The following is a 17,446-nucleotide window of genomic DNA, read 5'->3' on the forward strand; positions in this document are numbered from 1 at the left end:
CAGGCAAGTCATCACATGCAAACCGGAACATCCGTATGAAATCCGCAAGCCGTTTCCTCATGCTGCGCGCCGTGCCCTTGGCGGCCTTTGTCCTGGGGCCGTCCCTTGCTGGTGCGCATCCGCACATATTTGCCGAAGCACGGCTTGAAGTCAAAATCGCCCCGGACGGAACAGTGGAGCGGCTTGCCCATGTCTGGCGCTTTGATGAACTGTTTTCATCCTCCGTCGTGATGGAATTCGACAAGAATGGCGATCTGAAGCTTGATGAACAGGAACTTGAAACGATTGCAACAACGATCAATAAATCGATTGCCGAATATAAATATTTTCAGACGGTTGAGGCCGATGGCAAGCCGGTGAAAATGGCCCCTCCGGATGATCTGGCGGCAACTTTTACCGATAACCGCCTGCTTGTCGTCTTCACCAGCAAGCCCGCAGAGCCGCTGAAGCTTGCCCCCGGCCACAAGGTCAGTTTCGGAGTCTATGATCCCACCTTCTATACGGCCATCGACTATATGCAGGATGCCGATCTGGTCGTGCAGGGGCTGCCCAAGGGCTGCAAGACCAGCGTCGTGCGTCCCGACCCTGATGAGGCGCTGGCACAAAACCAGTCGACATTGACCGAGGCCTTTTTCAATGATCCGGCCGGAACGGATATGTCGAAAATCTTTGCCACGCGGCTTGAGATCAAATGTGACGCATAGGATGGGCTGATGCGTAAGATCCCCCCCTTTATTCTCGGCCTTTGCCTTTTCCTCCTTGCCTTGCAGGCATCTGCACAATCCTCGCTGGGCATTGGCGCGAATGAAGTGGCAATGCAGCCGACCGGGCCTTTTGCCCATCTCATTTACTGGATCAACGCTCAGCAACGCAGCTTTTATCTCGCCATGACCGGTGCGCTGAAGGCCATGCGCGAGGATCCGTGGAAGGCCTCGATCCTGGTGGGACTTTCCTTCATCTATGGCATATTTCATGCCTCAGGCCCCGGCCACGGCAAGGCGGTGATTTCCTCCTATATGATTGCCAATGAAACCGCGCTGAAGCGCGGTGTCCTATTGTCTTTTGTCTCATCCCTGTTGCAGGCAGTCGTGGCGATTGCGGTGGTCGGCGGAGCCTATCTGCTGTTGCGCGGCAGTGGCATTTCCATGAACAGTCTTGCGCATTATCTCGAAGTGGCAAGTTTCGGCCTGATCCTGCTATTTGGCCTGTGGCTGCTGTTGCGCAAGGTGGTTGCGCTTTTTTCCACGCAAGCCCATGAAAATGCTGCCATCCCAGCCTCTTCCGCACGCGCGCAGGTGTGGGAGGGAACTGCTTCATCCTCTGTGCGCAGTGCAATCCCGGCAAATGCGCGGCTCAAATATCAGCCTGCCCATGGCGCAGCCGATCATGTGTTCATTGGTGAGGGTTCTGTCTGTGCGGCCTGTGGCAGCGCGCATATTGCCGATCCGGGCCTGCTTCAGGATGCGTTTGACTGGAAGACGGCCTGGTCGGCAATCATTGCGGTTGGCCTGCGCCCCTGCTCCGGCGCATTGATTGTCTTTACCTTTGCGCTGCTCAATGGCCTTGTCTGGGGCGGCATTCTTTCCGTCTTCGCCATGGCTTTGGGCACATTCATCACCGTTGCGCTGCTTGCAACACTTGCCGTTACGGCCAAGAATGTGGTGCTGAAATTTGCCGGCCACGGCAGGCTGTCTTCGCGCCTCAAGGCGGCGATTGAAATTGCCGCCGCCCTGTTCATCACCCTGATGGGGGCGCTGCTTCTGTCCGCGGCATTGGTGAGCTAATTCCGTTTCTGGAAACGCGAGCGCAGCCACAAAACGGCAAAGATGCCAAACAGAAAAATGGCCGCCACGAGAATGGCCAGCAGTTTTGAATAGGCACCAACCGCCAGCATGACCGACGGCAGGAAATAGGCCAGCGTGCCAAAGCCGATCAATATGATTGCCGCGGCAATGGCCGCGTTTTTCTTTTCCTGTTCAGCCACGATGATAAAATTCCTCAAGCCGCCTGATCTGCTGACCGTTGCTGGCAAAATTTTCAGGCGCAAGCCATTGCAGATAGGCGCGTTTCAGTTCCGGCCATTCGCTGTCGATGATGGAAAACCAGGCCGTATCGCGATTGGCGCCCTTGGTGACCATATGCTGACGGAAAATACCCTCAAAGGTGAAGCCAAAACGCTCTGCCGCGCGTTTGGACGGTGCATTGTTGTTGTTGCATTTCCATTCATAGCGGCGATAGCCGAGCGTGTCGAAGACATATTGCATGAACAGAAACTGCGCCTCGGTTGCAGCCGGTGTGCGCGCAATCAGCGGCCCCCAATAGATATTGCCGATTTCAACCACGCCATGGGCCGGATCAATGCGCATCAAGGTCTGCCGGCCGGCAGCCTTGCCGGTTTTTTTGTCAATGACGGCAAAGAACATCGGATCCGCACTGGCGGCAGCCTTGTCGAGCCACAGATCAAATTCCTCGCGCGATCTTGGCGGCACGTCAAACAGCCACTGAAACCGTGTTTCCGCATCTGGCACGGTCGAGGCTTCATAGAGGTCTGCGCCATGTTTTTCGCGCTCCAGCGGCTCAAGCCGGGCATAACGGCCGTCGAGCACGATCTTTTCCGGTCGTGGACGTGGTGTCCAGTTCTGCAAATCAGTCATTCTTCATCCCCTCTGGAACGTGTCTGCCTTTCCTTGGAAGCCAAGGCATGCATGGTTATCTGACGTATGGCGGCGCGCTCCACCGATACGGCCTTGACAAGCGCAAAGACCTTATCCCCAACCCGCAACGCCATGTCATCGACAGAACGCCGCGTGATCTGTGCTGCGAGATAATGTCCCTGAAAATCCAGCGCAATCTGCGCATCCGGTCCCTCGCCCGCATTGATCGCCGTTATCGTCACCGGCAGGATATTGCGTATGCTGATGGATTCCGGCTGCATGCGCGCAAGCGAAATATCGCGCGGGCGGATGCGCAAGCGCACGGTCATGTTTTCGCGCAAGGCCATATCGGCAAGCTGAAACTGCACGCCGCCAAGATCGATCTCTGCCAGACCGTAAATCTGGTCAAAGCGTGTGACCTTGGCTTCCAGCAAGGCGCCTGCCCCGGCATTGGCGCGGTCAATCAGCGGGAAAATCTCTGCCGCTTCACCTGCCGCCGTCACGTGCCCTTGCGACAGAAGCACGATCTGATCGGCAAGCCGCGCCACCTCATCGATTTCATGGCTGACATGGACGATAGGCAGCTGCGTTTCATCGCGCAGGCGTTCAATGAAGGGCAGAATTTCCGCGCGTCGCGCATGATCAAGCGAGGCAAGCGGCTCATCAAGCAGAAGCAAGGCCGGATCAGACAAAAGCGCACGGCCAATGGCAACACGCTGGCGCTCACCGCCGGAAAGCGTTGCTGGTCGTCGTTCCAGCAGATTTTCCAGCCCCAGAATATGCACGACTTCATCGAAATTGCGTGTCGTCTTGCGGCCACCTGCCCAGCGGGCATAGGTGAGATTGCGCCGCACATTGAAATGGGAAAACAGCCGCGCATCCTGAAAGACATAGCCGATGCGCCGCTTTTCCGGGGCAAGATCAATGCCTCTATCGCTGTCGAACAGCACGAAATCATCAATGCTGATATGGCCGCTTGTGGGACCAAGCAAGCCGGCGATCATTTTCAGAATGGTTGTCTTGCCAGAACCGGAGGCGCCAAAAAGCGCGGTCGTGCCATTTTCTGCCGTGAAATCGGCCTCTATCGGAAATGAGCCATTTTCGCCTTTCAGCGAAACACGGAGTTTTGTCATGTCTGTGCTCCGGCAAGGCGGCGCTGCAGCCATTCCGACAAGACAGCGGCTGCAATGGAAATTGTCGCTGCAAATGCAATCAGTTGCAGTGCGGCCGCATCTCCCGATGGTGATTGCAGCAGGGCATAGATGGCAAGCGCCAAGGTCTGGGTTTCGCCGGGAATATTGGAAACAAAGGTAATGGTTGCGCCAAATTCGCCAAGCGCCTTGGCAAAACCCAGAACGGCACCTGCCAGAATGCCGGGCAGAAGCGGCGGCAGCACGACCGTGGCAAGGACAATCAGCCGATTGGCGCCAAGTGTGCGGGCTGCTTCCTCAAGGCCGCGGTCGAGATTTTCAATGGCAAGGCGGATGGGGCGCACAAGCAGCGGGAAAGCCATGACACCGGCAGCAAGCGCTGCTCCTGTCCAGCGAAAGGCGAAACTTATGCCAAACCAGTCTTGCAACGGCGCGCCAAGTGCGCCGCGGGTGCCAAACAGCAGCAGGAGAATATAGCCGGTTGCAACTGGCGGCAGCACCAGTGGCATGGTCACAAGCGCCTGCAACAGCGCTTTTCCGGGAAAATCATGCCGCGCCAGAACCCAGGCCACGGCAAAGGCACAGGGCAGCGCAACAACAATGGCAAGCGCGGCAACGCGCAGCGACAGGAGAACAATAGACCATGCGGCTGCATCCATGATCAAGACTTGGCCTCTGCTGCGCCCATAAAGCCCCTGGCCGTGATGATTGCCTGCCCGGCAGGGCCTGTCAGGAAGGCAAGGAAGGCGCGCGCCTGATCGCTTGCGTTTTTCTCAATCAGTGCGGCTGGATAAAGGATCGGCGCATGGCTTGATGCCGGAAAACGATAGGCTTCTTTCAGTTCAGGCGCTGCCATCCGGTCAGATGCATAGACGATAGCTGCCTTGACCTCACCCAGTACGACATATTGCAAGGCAAGGCGGACATTTTCGGTAAAGACGGCGTTTTTTTTGACCTCACCCCAGAGCCCAAGCGTTTCAAGCGCGGCCTTGCCATATTTGCCAGCCGGCACATTGGACGGATCGCCCATGGCAAAGCGGCGAGCATCCAGAAGGGTTCTGGCGTCGCTGTCGGCCATCGCCTGATCGGTTGCTATGATCAGGGCATTGCCGGCAATGATCTGGCGCGATGCCGGATCAATCAGCTTGCGCCTTGCAAGATAACTCATCCAGTCGAGGTCGGCTGAGATGAAAATCTGCGCCGGCGCGCCGGCCTCGATCTGTTTGGCAAGGGCGGAGGAAGCGGCATAGGAGGCAACGATCTGCGTGCCATCCTTGGCAGAAAACTGTCTTGCCGCTTCGTCGATGACATCCTTCATGCTGGCGGCGGCAAAGACAGTCACCTTTTCTGCAGCGGTAGCCATTGTGGCGGTCAGGGCAAGAACGGCCAATGCCGATAACAGACGCTTCATCCCAAATTCCCCTCCGCAGCCGCCTTGAACGTCATGTGCCGCTCGGAAACTTATCGCTCAAGGCCAGATGCGGCAAGGGACTATTGCAGGCTGTCAGCTGCCGATATGTTTTTGTCCGCCACGCAGTTGCGCCAGTTTGACCTGCTTCTGGCGTTCGGCATAGCGCGCGCGGTCTTCCGGCGTGCGTTCGTGATAACAGGCTGCGCAGGAGACGCCCTCTTCATAATATTGCGACAGCTTGTCTTCCGGCTTGATCGGACGGCGGCAGGCGCGGCAAAGCTCGATATCGCTTTCCGTCAGGCCATGGCCAACGGCAACGCGCTCATCGAACACGAAGCAGTCCCCTTCCCAGCGGCTTTCCTCACGCGGAATTTCTTCCAGATATTTCAGGATGCCGCCCTTGAGATGGAACACATCTTCAAAGCCGAGGCCCTTGACGAAGGCAGTCGCCTTTTCACAGCGAATACCGCCGGTGCAGAACATGGCAATCTTCTTGCCTTCCAGCTTGTCGCGATTCTGCTCGACCCATTGCGGGAATTCGCGGAAGGTCTTGGTCTTCGGGTCAATGGCCTTTTTGAATGTGCCAATGGCATATTCATAATCATTGCGCGTATCGATAACGATGGTGTTTTCGTCATCAATCAGTGCATTCCAGTCCTTTGGCGCAACATAGGTGCCAACGCTTTTCAGCGGATCAATGCCTTCCACACCCATCGTGACAATCTCACGCTTGAGACGCACCTTCATGCGGTGAAACGGCATTTTGGAAGCATAGGAATATTTCAGCTCGGGATTGGCAAGTTCCGGAATGCTGGTGATGTAATTGACCAGGTTGCGAATGCCCTCCGCCGAGCCAGCAACCGTGCCATTGATCCCTTCGGCGGCCAGAAGCAACGTTCCCTTGATGCCATTTTCTTCGCAAAGCCCGGCAAGTGGCTCACGCAGGCTTTCATATTGCGGCAGGCGGGCAAAACAATAAAGGGCGGCGACTGTAAACGGCAAATTGCTCATAGGTCTGATCTTTCTTGAAAACTATCACGCAACTAATGCCGCGCGGGGTTGAATTCAAGACAAAGATTATCCCCCTCACGCGCATTGACCCGAAAATCACCTTCAGGCGCAACAGCATGAAGGAGAGTGTTGCATGTTTGACCGTCAGACCATAGCCGATCTTGTCGCAGCAGCGCATGAACATGAGCTTGAACCGGCAAGCCTTCTGACAATCGCCGAAGTGGAAAGCGGCGGGCGGGCGCTGTTTGATGTCAATGGACGCAAGGAACCCGCCATCCGCTTTGAGGGCCATTATTTTGACCGCAGGCTAAGCGGTGCCCAGCGCGACCACGCCCGCAAGACAGGCCTTGCCGCTCCCGTTGCCGGGAAGGTCGTCAATCCGGCCAGTCAGGCCCTGCGCTGGCAATTGCTTGAGCGCGCCATGGCGGTGAGCCGCAAGGCGGCACTTGAATCAACCTCATGGGGCCTTGGCCAGGTCATGGGCGCGCATTGGCAATGGCTCGGCTATCGCTCCGTGGATGAGCTTGTCGCCGAAGCGCGCGGCAGCATTGCAGGTCAAGTGCGGCTGATGCTGCGTTTCATCGTGAAAGCCGGACTGATCGGGACGCTGAAACAGCGTGACTGGCGCGGCTTTGCCACACGCTATAATGGCCCAGCCTTTGCCAGAAACCGTTATGATATCAAGATGGCCGAGGCTCATGCGCGCTGGAGCGCACGGCTTGCGGCGCGGCAACAGGCCGTTGCCTGATCGGCCGTCTTGCCTTGAAAAACTGAAAGTGGACAAAGCATTCAGAGCCATTTAAATCGATTACATTGCCGGGCGGTCTGGCCCGGAATGCATTTCAGGCCCAACAGCAGCAATCGAGAACACCATGGCGCAAAAAATCGATCTCCTCGTCCCGCTTTTGAAAGCGCAGCCGGTCATTCCGGTTCTGCTGATCGACAGGATTGAACATGCCGTCCCGCTTGCGCGCGCGCTGGCCAGAGGTGGTCTGCCTGCGATCGAGATCACCTTGCGCACGGCTGCAGCGCTTGATGCCATCCGCGCCGTGGCCGAGGAAGTGCCAGAGGCAATTGTGGGCGCCGGCACCATTCTGAACGCGGCGGACTATGAAAAGGCCGAAAAGGCTGGCGCGAAATTCATCGTCAGCCCCGGCGCAACCAAACATATCGTTGCGGCGGCCAATGACAGCGACGTCCCTCTCCTGCCCGCAGCCATCACGCCCGGCGAAATGCTGGCCCTGCGCGAGGAAGGGTATCATTATCTGAAATTCTTCCCTGCCGAACAGGCTGGCGGCGCGCCCTTCCTGAAAGCCCTGTCGTCACCGCTTCCGGACATTTTCTTCTGCCCGACCGGCGGCGTCAGCACAGCCAATGCCCGCAATTATATGAGCCTGCCGAATGTTATCTGTGTTGGCGGCTCGTGGGTTGCACCCAAGAACCTGCTTGAAGCGGGCGACTGGGATGGCATTGCCGCGCTCGCACGCGAGGCCGCTCAGCTCAAATCCTGATCTGGCCTTTCGCTTCCAGACAGCATATTGTTTGGCAGGATAAAGGCAAAACGCCGTGTAACCTTGCAGTTACACGGCGTTTTCATTGTTGCAGGCGCAAGCCGGTCAGTTGGTGGTGCTGAACTTTGCCACCGACAGGAAGGTGACGGCCTTGCCCTTGAACTGGTTTGCGTTTTCGCTTGGCAGATTGTGCTGGAAACCGTTGGTATAGACCATGGTCGGTGCTGCACGCAGCGCATCGTTGCGCAGGATGGGATTGGTGACCGGAACAACACGGGCAACCGATGCGGTTGACATGGCAATTTCAGAACCAGGCAGTGCGGCAGGCTGAACCACAGGCTGCGGCTTATAGGCGGCCTTCACGGCTGCATAGCGGCTGCTCTTGGCCGTGCTGCGAACGCCCGTATTGGACGAAGGCGCGAGGGCTGCAACCTGCTGCGGCTTGTTGTGATGCGCACTGCGGGCAACCGTTGCAACGCGGACAGGCTTCGGCGCGACCACAACCGGCATTGGCGCTGCGTCAGACGCATCCTCTTCAGGCGGGGCAATCAGCGCGCCAATCTCATCCTTCTTTGGCAGCAGTGCCAGTTTCTGGGCCGGGGCTTCTGCAGCCTCCGGCTTGGCAAGCGCGGCTGTCTGAACCGGTGCAGCATTGGCGGCTGCCACAGTTTCCCGGGCTTCATGTTCGTTGACAATTGCCGCAATGGCATCCTGTCCGGTTGCAGCCGGTTCTTCACCCGGACGCGCAGGACGCGTTGCCGGGATTACGGCAGCAATCATAGGGGCTGCGTCTTCTGCACGGTCAGGACGGGTGGCCGGGATCGGCACAAAGCCGGTCAGTGTTGCAGGCGCTTCTTCTGCCACGGGCTGTTCGGAATCAGCCGCAACAATCTGTGCAATTGCATCCTGTGCCGCCGGAGTCTGTACCGGCTTGTTGCCCGGAACCGGGATCGACTGCATGGCAAGCGCGGCGGATGCCGGGGCTGCTTCTGCTGCTGCCGGCTGGGCAGGTTCCGGGCGCGGCGCATCAAGCGGCACCGGAATTTCACGCGCAGGCAGGGCTGCAATCATGGTCTCACGCTGTTGCGGTGCAGGCGCAGCCGGGGCAACCGGTGCGGCAGGGACTACAGCAGGCGCGGCAGGCTGCTGTCTGCGTGTTGGTGCAACGGCACGTGCTGGACGTTGTGCCGGGGTGCTGGCATCATTATTGTCTTCTTCCTCATCCGCACCACCGCCAAAAAGGGCGGCAAAAAGCGTCTTGCTCTTGCGCGGCTTGGAGGCATTGGATGCCATCATGATGTCACTGCCACCAGACTTGCGTTTTTCAATCATGGCAAGGGCTGCTTCATAACCTGGCAGCGGACGGCCGTCGGTTGGAATATGTACGGTCTTGCCATCCGGGAACAGGGCCAGCAGTTCCTTGCGGCTCATGCGCGGCCAGTGGCGCACATTGCCCACGTCCATATGAACGAAAGGCGAGCCGGAACGCGGATAATAGCCAACGCCGCCGATCTGATAGCGCATGCCAATGGCGCGCAGCTTGGCCAGCGGCACGCCGGGAATGAAAAAGTCCATCGCGCGGCCCAGCGTATGCTGGCTGTGCTTGGCAACGCCGCGTGTGGTTGAGCGCAGCATGTTGTTGGTTGCCGGGGAACGGTAGGCGGAAACAACGGTGATATATTCACGCGAGCCGGTTGCCTGATAGACCTGCCAGATCAGGTCAAACAGACGCGGATCCATCTTGGTAGGTTCATTGCGGCGCCAGTCGCGCAAGAACACATTCAGCCTTTTCAGCCCTTCAGGCAGAAAACGGCCATTCTTCTTGAAGGGAATTTCCGCGCGTTCACCCGTATGGACATAATAGAGCTTGAGAGAGCGGGTTTCAGCCGATGCCTGTCCGGGAATGAAAGCAAGGAGAACAACCGCAACAGCAAGGCAAAGGGAGATCTGGAAGCGAGACGCAATACGGCCGAATACTGGCGCAATGCGTTTTTGCATGATCGATATTGTGTTCATCGAAACGTATCGCCTTACTGTTATTGCCATCCCAGGTCATCCCGCCTGAGACAATCTGCTAGACCGTACCAAAATCTGCAATTTTTTATAATTGTCAGCCTTAATGGTTAATAGACGCTTAGTGAACAGCAATTGAGGAAACACCATGGCAAAAAAGCCACACACATGCATCTATTTTTAAATTGGTTAACAAGTTATTACCATCTATTTGGGTTTGAATGGCTGCAATTTTTGATGTGGCTATTTAAAAATTATAACAATATCAGTATGTTAAAATTTCCTTCGGAGGGTGCGCAAAGACGCGCGGCGCGATTTTTCAACTACAGGCAAATAATTTATTTTTTCGCGAATGCAGCCACATCAATGCCATACTCCTTTATCTTGCGATAGAGAGTCGTCCGGCCAATCCCAAGCTGACGCGCCACCTTGCTGATTTGCCCCTCATGGCGGTTCAGGGCATATCTGATCAGTTCCGCTTCAACTGCAGGCAGTGATTTGACATTGCCGTCCTGGTCGATACCGCATGGTGCCTTCAACAAGGCTTCGAGCTGGCGTTCCAATGATGACAAAGGTGTCTTTTTTTTAACGGACGGGTCAAGATGGCGAAAATCCTCGACCGTCAGTTCACCGCCATTGCAGAGCAGAACCGCGCGGTGGATGGCATTTTTCAGCTCGCGCACATTGCCCGGCCAGCCATGTTCCTTCAACAGGGCCATGGCCTGCGGTGAAATGCCGGTGATGTGGCTCAGCCGCTCCTCAAGGGCAAATTTGAGCAGAAACATATGCGCCAGGGCCGGAATATCGCGATTGCGCAGGCGCAAGGGCGGCAGCGAAATGACGGAATCGGAAATCAATTCATAGAGTTCCGCACAGAACTTGCCCTTGAGCACCAGATCCCGCAAGGGCTTGATCGATGTCGCGATGACCCTGATATCCAGCGCATTGTCATCAATCGTATAGCTGGATGGATTGTGGTGCATGATGCAGATATGAGCATATAGCTGCTTCTGTACCTTGATCGGCAGTTCACTGACATTGCGCAGCAGGAGAACCCCGCCATTGGCCTTTGCCAGATCTTCCTCGATGCAGCTTTCGATCTGCTGCCCCCTCCTTGTGTTCCTCGTGATCGTGTCCTGTGACCGCCTGGTCTGGAATGACTGGCAATCGAGCACGATGAAGGGCGCGCCCTGCCGCTTGCTGGCAAGATGAATGGCGCGAGCAAGTGTTTCCTTGCCGCAGCCCATTTCGCCTTCCAGCAGGATGGCGGAATCCATCTGTGCGACATGGCGCGCCTGCTTGATGACGCTTTCCATCTCGGCACTGTGGCAGACCAGATCCCTGAGCTGCAGGCGTGGCTGACCGGCCAGACGGGCGCGATAGATCTCCTGGGTAAGTGCATTGACACGCAAGGCATTCAGCAGTGAAACGCTGACGCGCTCAAACATGGCCGGTTTTGGAATGAAATCGAGCGCGCCCAGTTTCAGCGTGTCGCCGACCTTGCCGATTTCCTGATCCTGCGGCAGAACAATGACCGGCACCGTATTGCCTGCGTTCTGCAGGTTCTCCAGAACGGCCTTGCCGCCCAGATCCGGCATGGAAAGATCCAGCAGAACCACCGAAATATCCTTGCGCTGGTTCAGGATGGTCAAGGCGCTGATGCCGCCGTCAGCCAGGATTGTCTTGTATCCAAGGCGCAGGACCATCATTTCCAGATTGCGCCGCTGGATCGGGTCATCGTCGACTATGAGGATGCGTGCGCTCATTCTTGCTTGCCATCGGTTAAGGCCTGATTCTGTGGCAGGACTTTCTGCTGTTGTTCCGGGGGATGCAACCTGTTTGGTGTAAATCGATCATCCATTGCAAGCACGAATGGCCGGATGGAATTCATGCCACCTGCCCACATTTTCCTGCTGCTGCTGTCAGGCATGCAGGAAGTGCCATCAAGCAAGGACGAATTCCCGGCTGTTGCAAAACGGATGGACTGCGCATATCTGATCGGAATTGCAAGCTGTCCTGAATAAAGACATGCGTAAAAACAAAAACTTAGAGCATTTCATATTATTTCGGTCTATAAGGGATGCTCTGGCGCAGGGGCGTGCAGACCAGAATCGCCTTTCGTAAATCACGCTTTGCCAGCACAGAGTCTGGAGTGCCCTGTGCGGGCTCAAGGAACGCACGACGCTGCAGACATCCGGGCGCAACAGGTGCTGTTGCGGCGTCCTGAAACAGGAGAATGTCATGACAATTGCTGCAAATGATTTTTCTTATCTTGGGTTTGCCAATCGTTGTTCATGGGCGCCGCAGACGGGTCAGGCAGCAGTACCGGATCTGGGCAATCTTCCGGAATGGAATCTCGCAGACCTTTATCCTGGCCCAGACAGTGCGGAACTGAAGGCGGATATCGAAAAGGCCATGCGCGAGGCGGCTTCTTTTGAAGAACGCTGGAAGGGCAAGCTGGCAGGTGAACTGGCAAAGGCCGATGGCGGTGCCTTTGCCCAGTCGATCCGGGAATTCGAGGCGCTGAACGAACTCATGGGCCGCATCGGATCCTATGCCGGCCTTTATTATTATGGCGACACCACGGATCCACAGCGCATGAAACTGTTTGGCGACGTGCAGCAGAAACTGACCGATGCCAGCACGCATCTGATTTTCTACAGCCTTGAAATCAACCGCATCGATGGCACAGTACTTGAACAGGCGATGAATGCGAATGCCGATATTGCGCATTATCGCCCATGGCTTACTGATCTGCGTCTCGACAAGCCTTATGAGCTTGATGACAAGCTGGAACAGCTTTTCCATGAAAAGTCGGTGACGGGATTCAGCGCATGGAACCGTCTGTTTGATGAGACCATGGCCGGTTTGCGCTTTGATGTCGATGGGCAACAGCTCAGCATCGAACCAACGCTCAACATGTTGCAGGATGCTGATGGCGCGGTGCGCAAGAAGGCATCCGAAGCATTGGCGCGCACTTTTGGCGCAAATCTGCGTCTGTTTACGCTGATCACCAATACGCTGGCAAAAGACAAGGAAATTTCCGATCGCTGGCGCGGCTTCAGCGATATTGCCGACAGCAGACACCTCAGCAACCGTGTCGAACGCGCAGTGGTGGATGCCCTGTCCAGGGCTGTTCAGGCCGCTTATCCGCGCATTTCACACCGCTATTATGCGCTGAAGGCAAAATGGCTGGGCCTCGAAAAGCTGGAAAACTGGGATCGCAATGCGCCTTTGCCCGAAACGCCGCAGGCGCTTATCCCGTGGGATGAGGCACGTGAAACCGTGCTGACGGCCTATGGCAATTTTGCGCCCGAAATGGCAGACATCGCCAAGCGTTTCTTTGACAACAACTGGATTGATGCACCGGTTCGCCCCGGCAAGGCGCCGGGCGCCTTTGCCCATCCGACCGTGCCGTCTGCCCATCCCTATGTGCTGCTCAACTATATGGGCAAGCCGCGCGATGTCATGACCCTTGCCCATGAACTTGGCCACGGCGTGCATCAGGTTCTGGCAGGCAAACAGGGTGCGCTGATGGCATCAACGCCTCTGACACTTGCCGAGACCGCTTCCGTCTTTGGCGAAATGCTGACCTTCCGTTCGCTTCTGGCCAAAACAAAGGACAAGCGTGAGCGCAAGGCCATGCTGGCGCAAAAAGCCGAGGACATGATCAATACGGTCGTGCGCCAGATTGCCTTTTATGAATTTGAGCGGCGGGTTCATACCGAACGGCGCGAAGGCGAACTGACGTCGGATCGCATTTGCGAAATCTGGATGGATGTTCAGCGCGAAAGCCTTGGCGATGCGGTGCGGCTTAATCCGGGTTATGAAACCTTCTGGACCTATATTCCGCATTTCATCCATTCGCCCTTCTATGTCTATGCCTACGCCTTTGGCGATTGCCTGGTAAATTCGCTTTATGCAGTTTACCAGAATGCCGAAGCCGGTTTTCAGGAGAAATATTTTGAAATGCTGAAGGCTGGCGGCACCAAGCATCACAAGGAGCTTCTGGCACCGTTCGGGCTTGATGCAACCGATCCGGATTTCTGGAACAAGGGGCTTTCGGTCATCGAAGGCATCATTGACGAACTGGAAGAGATGGAAGCCTGATTACGCCGTGAAACCAGTCGGTTCAGACAAACTATTCATCCTGTTTCGGGATGACAGGGCGGGCTGCGAAGTGTTGTTTGCGGCCCCTTCCCGTTTGATCTGTGCCGACCGGCCTGAACAGTTTGATGCCGCATGGGAAGAACTGCAGCGCGCCCATGCGGATGGCAAATGGCTTGCCGGTTATGTCTCCTATGAAGCGGGCTATCTGCTGGAGCCTAAACTGCATGCCTGCCTGCCGCAGGGCCGCAAAGCGCCGCTTTTATGTTTCGGCGTGTTCGAAGGGCCATCGGATGAGCCGCTCGCCCAGGCGACAGGACACGGGGAGACGCGCATTTTCAACGCTGTGGCGCGCTGGTCGCCTGCGGACTATGCCGCGCGTTTCAAACGTCTGCACCAGCATCTGGCGGAAGGCGATTGCTATCAGGGCAATCTGACCTTTCCGGTCGATGTGGAATGGAGCGGCAATCCGCTTGCTCTGTTTGAACAGCTGGCCACCCGTCAGCCGGTGCGTTATGCGACCTTGTGCAATCTGGCCGGCCCGGTAGTGCTGTCGCGCTCGCCAGAACTGTTCTTCGAGGTCGATCGCGATGGCTGGATCGAGACCCATCCGATGAAGGGCACCATGCCGCGCGGCAGGACGCCCGAGGAAGACGAGGCCAATCGCCAGTTCCTGATGCATGACCCGAAGAACCAGGCGGAAAACCGCATGATCGTTGATCTTTTGCGCAACGACATATCGCTTGTCAGCGAAGTTGGCTCGCTGCAAGTGCCGGAGCTGTTCAAGGTGGAAACCTATCCGACCGTGCATCAGATGATCAGCCGTGTCCGGGCAAAACTGCGGCCTGACATCACCTTGCGTGATCTGTTTGCCGCCCTTTTCCCCTGCGGCTCGATCACGGGTGCGCCGAAAATCAGCGCCATGAAGATTCTCGCTGCCCTTGAGGCGGAACCGCGCGATATCTATTGCGGGTCGCTCGGCTGGATTGAACCGGGTGGCCGCATGCGCTTCAATGTGGCCATCCGCACCATATCGCTTCTTTCATCAAATCGTGCGATCTTTAATGTCGGTGGTGGTGTGGTTTTCGATTCTACAGCCGAAGCGGAGTATGAGGAATGTCTTCTCAAGGCACGGTTTGCGACGGGACAAAAGCCGGCACTATGATGGCGATACCGGCATCGCCGGATTTTCAGCTCATTGAAACAATGCGTTGGGAACCATTGAGCGGCATATTGCGGCTTGATCTGCACCTTGCGCGTCTGGAAAACTCCGCCCGGGAACTTGGTTTTGCCTGCGATATGGACAGTGTGCGCAAGCGTCTTGCCCAGGTAACCAGCGTAGAACAGCCGCTGCGCCTCAGGCTTACCCTTGCGCCCGATGGCGTGATTGGCCTGACAAGCACGCCCTATGCGGAAATGGACACGATGACCGTCTGGCGTCTTGCCATTGCCAGAACCCGGCTTGATTCCGCCGATCCGCTACTGCGCCACAAGACCACACGGCGTCAGGCCTATCTGGCGGCACGGGAAGAATTTTCGCCTGCCGAAATCGATGAGGTTCTGTTGCTCAATGAGCGTGATGAGGTGTGCGAGGGCACGATCACCACTGTCTTTCTTGACGTCGGCAAGTCGGCCTGCATCACCCCGCCGCTGTCATCCGGCCTGCTTGACGGCGTGCTGCGACGCGAGCTTCTGAACAATGGCGCTACTACCGAGAGCATCGTGACCATCGATGACCTTCTCCACGCCAGTGATATTTTCGTCGGCAATTCGCTGCGCGGCATGATCCGGGCGCGGCTTGTCCAGTTCTAGCTTTCCTGTCTTGTCATCTGCAGCTGCACGAAGCAGCCCTGCCATCAAATAAAACGGTTTGATTTTCATTTATAACTGCATGAATTTCCATGATTTCTGCAGTATTTTCATGGCCGGTATCCATCGCTCATGCGTTTGTGATCTTTTCATCACCAGATAAGCCTGTACAATCGTCATGGTTTTGAAGGCCAGTGCCTGGCAATTCGGGGGGAACGCTGCACCTTCGCAGCATTAAAGAGGGAAAAAATGGCGAAATCAAAATGGCAAGTCTATGGTGAGATTACTGGCCCAGTCATCATGATCGGTTTCGGATCGATCGGGCGCGGTACCCTGCCACTGATCGAACGCCATTTCAAATTCGACAAGTCCCGCATGGTGGTGATCGATCCAAGCGACGCCAACCGCAGAATTCTGGATGACAAGGGCATCCGCTTCATCCAGCAGGCAATCACCAGGGACAATTATCGCGAAATATTGACACCGCTTCTGAATTCTGGCGCAGGCCAGCCTTTCGTCGTCAATCTTTCGGTTGATACCAGTTCGCTTGAGTTGATGCGGTTAAGCCGTGAACATGGCGCGCTTTACATTGATACGGTGGTCGAACCGTGGCTGGGCTTTTATTTCGATACGCAGGCCGACAATGCTTTGCGCACCAATTATGCGCTGCGCGAAACGATCATGGCGGAAAAACGCAAGCGTCCGGGCGGCCCGACGGCGATTTCCTGTTGTGGCGCCAATCCGGGCATGGTTTCGTGGTTCGTGAAGAAAGCGCTTATCGATCTTGCCACCGAACTGAAACTCGATTTCACCGAACCGCAGGCGAATGATCGCCATGGCTGGGCAAAGCTGATGAAAAAGGTGGGCGTCAAGGGCATCCACATTGCCGAACGCGACACACAGCGCGCCATCAAGCCGAAACCGTTCAACACCTTCTGGAATACCTGGTCGGTTGAAGGCTTCATTTCCGAGGGCCTGCAACCGGCTGAACTTGGCTGGGGTAGTCATGAGAAATGGAAGCCGAAAAATGCCCGCAAACATAAAAAGGGCTGCAAGGCGGCGATTTATCTGGAACAGCCCGGTGCCAATACGCGCATCCGCACATGGTGTCCAACGCTTGGCGCGCAATATGGCCTGCTGGTGACGCATAATGAATCCATCTCGATTGCAGATTATTTCACCCTGCGCGACAAGAAGGGCAAGCTCGATTACCGTCCGACCTGCCATTATGCCTATCATCCCTGCAATGACGCGATCCTGTCACTGGATGAAATGTTCGGCTCTGGTGGCAAGGCGCAGCCTGTCCAGCATGTTCTGGAAGAGAACGAAATTCTCGATGGCATTGATGAGCTTGGCGTCCTGCTCTATGGCCATGGCCGGAATGCCTATTGGTATGGCTCACAGCTTTCCGTCGAGGAAACGCGCAAGCTTGCGCCATTCCAGAATGCCACCGGCCTGCAGGTTACCTCTGCCGTGCTGGCCGGCATGGTCTGGGCGCTGGAAAATCCTGAAAGTGGCATAGTCGAGACCGACGAGATGGATTATCGCCGCTGCCTTGAGGTGCAGTCGCAATATCTGGGGCCGGTAAAAGGCTATTATACCGACTGGACGCCGCTCGAAGGTCGCAACACCCTGTTCGAGGAAGACCTCGACACCAGGGATCCGTGGCAGTTCCGCAATATTCTGGTGCATTGACTGCCGGCAGGCCGCCCATGATGGGCATGATCGTCCATGGGGCCCGGCTTGATAAGGCCGGGTTGGCTGTGGAGCCTCAATGGG

The 17,446-nt window shown here is 56.4% G+C and carries 16 protein-coding genes; 8 read left to right on the top strand and 8 right to left on the bottom strand.

The annotated features are described in order from the left end of the window. The first annotated feature begins 35 nt into the window (after positions 1-35). Both ACFO1V_RS04690 and ACFO1V_RS04695 read left to right on the top strand, forming a co-directional pair. On the top strand, positions 36-704 hold the full coding sequence (locus tag ACFO1V_RS04690; RefSeq protein ID WP_374831406.1) for a DUF1007 family protein: 669 nt from the start codon (positions 36-38) through the stop codon (positions 702-704). Between the two features lie 9 nt (positions 705-713). Further along, on the top strand, positions 714-1,784 hold the full coding sequence (locus ACFO1V_RS04695) for a nickel/cobalt transporter (RefSeq protein WP_374831404.1): 1,071 nt from the start codon (positions 714-716) through the stop codon (positions 1,782-1,784). On the opposite strand, the gene ACFO1V_RS04700 is transcribed toward ACFO1V_RS04695, so the two are convergent. From ACFO1V_RS04700 to trhO, 6 genes are all read right to left on the bottom strand, one after another. Then, the gene (locus tag ACFO1V_RS04700) at positions 1,781-1,990 is read right to left on the bottom strand and encodes a hypothetical protein (protein WP_374831444.1); all 210 of its coding nucleotides are present in this window, start codon (positions 1,988-1,990) and stop codon (positions 1,781-1,783) included. The genes ACFO1V_RS04695 and ACFO1V_RS04700 overlap by 4 nt on opposite strands. After that, complete coding sequence (locus ACFO1V_RS04705; RefSeq protein ID WP_374831402.1) at positions 1,977-2,654, bottom strand: GNAT family N-acetyltransferase; 678 nt, start codon at positions 2,652-2,654, stop codon at positions 1,977-1,979. Before ACFO1V_RS04705 ends, ACFO1V_RS04700 begins: the two co-directional genes overlap by 14 nt. Beyond that, on the bottom strand, positions 2,651-3,787 hold the full coding sequence (gene modC / locus ACFO1V_RS04710) for a molybdenum ABC transporter ATP-binding protein (RefSeq protein ID WP_374831400.1): 1,137 nt from the start codon (positions 3,785-3,787) through the stop codon (positions 2,651-2,653). The genes ACFO1V_RS04705 and modC overlap by 4 nt, the downstream gene beginning before the upstream one ends. Further along, the gene (gene modB, locus ACFO1V_RS04715; protein WP_374831442.1) at positions 3,784-4,464 is read right to left on the bottom strand and encodes a molybdate ABC transporter permease subunit; all 681 of its coding nucleotides are present in this window, start codon (positions 4,462-4,464) and stop codon (positions 3,784-3,786) included. The genes modC and modB overlap by 4 nt, the downstream gene beginning before the upstream one ends. Before the next feature lie 2 nt (positions 4,465-4,466). Then, the gene (modA, locus tag ACFO1V_RS04720; protein WP_374831398.1) at positions 4,467-5,216 is read right to left on the bottom strand and encodes a molybdate ABC transporter substrate-binding protein; all 750 of its coding nucleotides are present in this window, start codon (positions 5,214-5,216) and stop codon (positions 4,467-4,469) included. Positions 5,217-5,309: 93 nt separating this feature from the next. Beyond that, positions 5,310-6,227, bottom strand: coding sequence for an oxygen-dependent tRNA uridine(34) hydroxylase TrhO (gene trhO / locus ACFO1V_RS04725; protein ID WP_374831396.1), 918 nt, complete (start codon positions 6,225-6,227; stop codon positions 5,310-5,312). A 133-nt stretch (positions 6,228-6,360) separates the two neighbouring features. Here trhO and ACFO1V_RS04730 point away from each other — a divergent pair, with 133 nt between their 5' ends. Next, positions 6,361-6,975 (top strand): N-acetylmuramidase family protein, encoded by a 615-nt coding sequence (locus tag ACFO1V_RS04730; RefSeq protein WP_374831394.1) that lies wholly within the window; start codon positions 6,361-6,363, stop codon positions 6,973-6,975. Between the two features lie 124 nt (positions 6,976-7,099). Further along, a complete protein-coding gene (locus ACFO1V_RS04735; RefSeq protein WP_374831392.1) occupies positions 7,100-7,738 on the top strand; it encodes a 2-dehydro-3-deoxy-phosphogluconate aldolase in 639 nt (212 codons plus the stop codon). Positions 7,739-7,843: 105 nt separating this feature from the next. Here ACFO1V_RS04735 and ACFO1V_RS04740 read toward each other — a convergent pair whose 3' ends face one another. Both ACFO1V_RS04740 and ACFO1V_RS04745 read right to left on the bottom strand, forming a co-directional pair. Beyond that, positions 7,844-9,754 (bottom strand): peptidoglycan L,D-endopeptidase MepK, encoded by a 1,911-nt coding sequence (locus tag ACFO1V_RS04740; protein ID WP_374831390.1) that lies wholly within the window; start codon positions 9,752-9,754, stop codon positions 7,844-7,846. A 335-nt stretch (positions 9,755-10,089) separates the two neighbouring features. Next, positions 10,090-11,517, bottom strand: coding sequence for a sigma-54-dependent transcriptional regulator (locus tag ACFO1V_RS04745; RefSeq protein ID WP_374831388.1), 1,428 nt, complete (start codon positions 11,515-11,517; stop codon positions 10,090-10,092). Between the two features lie 475 nt (positions 11,518-11,992). Here ACFO1V_RS04745 and ACFO1V_RS04750 point away from each other — a divergent pair, with 475 nt between their 5' ends. From ACFO1V_RS04750 to ACFO1V_RS04765, 4 genes are all read left to right on the top strand, one after another. Next, on the top strand, positions 11,993-13,861 hold the full coding sequence (locus tag ACFO1V_RS04750) for a M3 family oligoendopeptidase (RefSeq protein WP_374831386.1): 1,869 nt from the start codon (positions 11,993-11,995) through the stop codon (positions 13,859-13,861). Between the two features lie 7 nt (positions 13,862-13,868). Beyond that, complete coding sequence (locus tag ACFO1V_RS04755) at positions 13,869-15,023, top strand: aminodeoxychorismate synthase component I (protein WP_374831384.1); 1,155 nt, start codon at positions 13,869-13,871, stop codon at positions 15,021-15,023. Further along, entirely contained in the window at positions 14,975-15,670 is a 696-nt protein-coding gene (locus ACFO1V_RS04760) for an aminotransferase class IV family protein (RefSeq protein WP_374831382.1), read from the top strand. Before ACFO1V_RS04755 ends, ACFO1V_RS04760 begins: the two co-directional genes overlap by 49 nt. A 246-nt stretch (positions 15,671-15,916) precedes the next feature. Continuing rightward, positions 15,917-17,362 carry a homospermidine synthase gene (locus ACFO1V_RS04765; RefSeq protein WP_374831380.1) on the top strand — a complete coding sequence of 482 codons (1,446 nt, stop codon included), beginning with the start codon at positions 15,917-15,919 and terminating at the stop codon, positions 17,360-17,362. Positions 17,363-17,446: the final 84 nt, after the last annotated feature.

The organism is Daeguia caeni, assembly GCF_042653845.1.
GTDB classification, from domain to species: Bacteria; Pseudomonadota; Alphaproteobacteria; order Rhizobiales; family Rhizobiaceae; genus Brucella; species Brucella caeni.

Excerpts from the sequence above, each read along its gene's own strand:
- ACFO1V_RS04745 (WP_374831388.1), bottom strand. The coding sequence starts at position 11,517 with ATGAGCGCACGCATCCTCATAGTCGACGATGACCCGATCCAGCGGCGC.
- trhO (WP_374831396.1), bottom strand. The coding sequence starts at position 6,227 with ATGAGCAATTTGCCGTTTACAGTCGCCGCCCTTTATTGTTTTGCCCGC.
- modB (WP_374831442.1), bottom strand. The coding sequence starts at position 4,464 with ATGGATGCAGCCGCATGGTCTATTGTTCTCCTGTCGCTGCGCGTTGCC.
- ACFO1V_RS04765 (WP_374831380.1), top strand. The coding sequence starts at position 15,917 with ATGGCGAAATCAAAATGGCAAGTCTATGGTGAGATTACTGGCCCAGTC.
- ACFO1V_RS04760 (WP_374831382.1), top strand. The coding sequence starts at position 14,975 with ATGTCTTCTCAAGGCACGGTTTGCGACGGGACAAAAGCCGGCACTATG.
- modA (WP_374831398.1), bottom strand. The coding sequence starts at position 5,216 with ATGAAGCGTCTGTTATCGGCATTGGCCGTTCTTGCCCTGACCGCCACA.
- ACFO1V_RS04690 (WP_374831406.1), top strand. The coding sequence starts at position 36 with ATGAAATCCGCAAGCCGTTTCCTCATGCTGCGCGCCGTGCCCTTGGCG.
- ACFO1V_RS04730 (WP_374831394.1), top strand. The coding sequence starts at position 6,361 with ATGTTTGACCGTCAGACCATAGCCGATCTTGTCGCAGCAGCGCATGAA.
- modC (WP_374831400.1), bottom strand. The coding sequence starts at position 3,787 with ATGACAAAACTCCGTGTTTCGCTGAAAGGCGAAAATGGCTCATTTCCG.
- ACFO1V_RS04750 (WP_374831386.1), top strand. The coding sequence starts at position 11,993 with ATGACAATTGCTGCAAATGATTTTTCTTATCTTGGGTTTGCCAATCGT.
- ACFO1V_RS04705 (WP_374831402.1), bottom strand. The coding sequence starts at position 2,654 with ATGACTGATTTGCAGAACTGGACACCACGTCCACGACCGGAAAAGATC.
- ACFO1V_RS04740 (WP_374831390.1), bottom strand. The coding sequence starts at position 9,754 with ATGAACACAATATCGATCATGCAAAAACGCATTGCGCCAGTATTCGGC.
- ACFO1V_RS04735 (WP_374831392.1), top strand. The coding sequence starts at position 7,100 with ATGGCGCAAAAAATCGATCTCCTCGTCCCGCTTTTGAAAGCGCAGCCG.
- ACFO1V_RS04695 (WP_374831404.1), top strand. The coding sequence starts at position 714 with ATGCGTAAGATCCCCCCCTTTATTCTCGGCCTTTGCCTTTTCCTCCTT.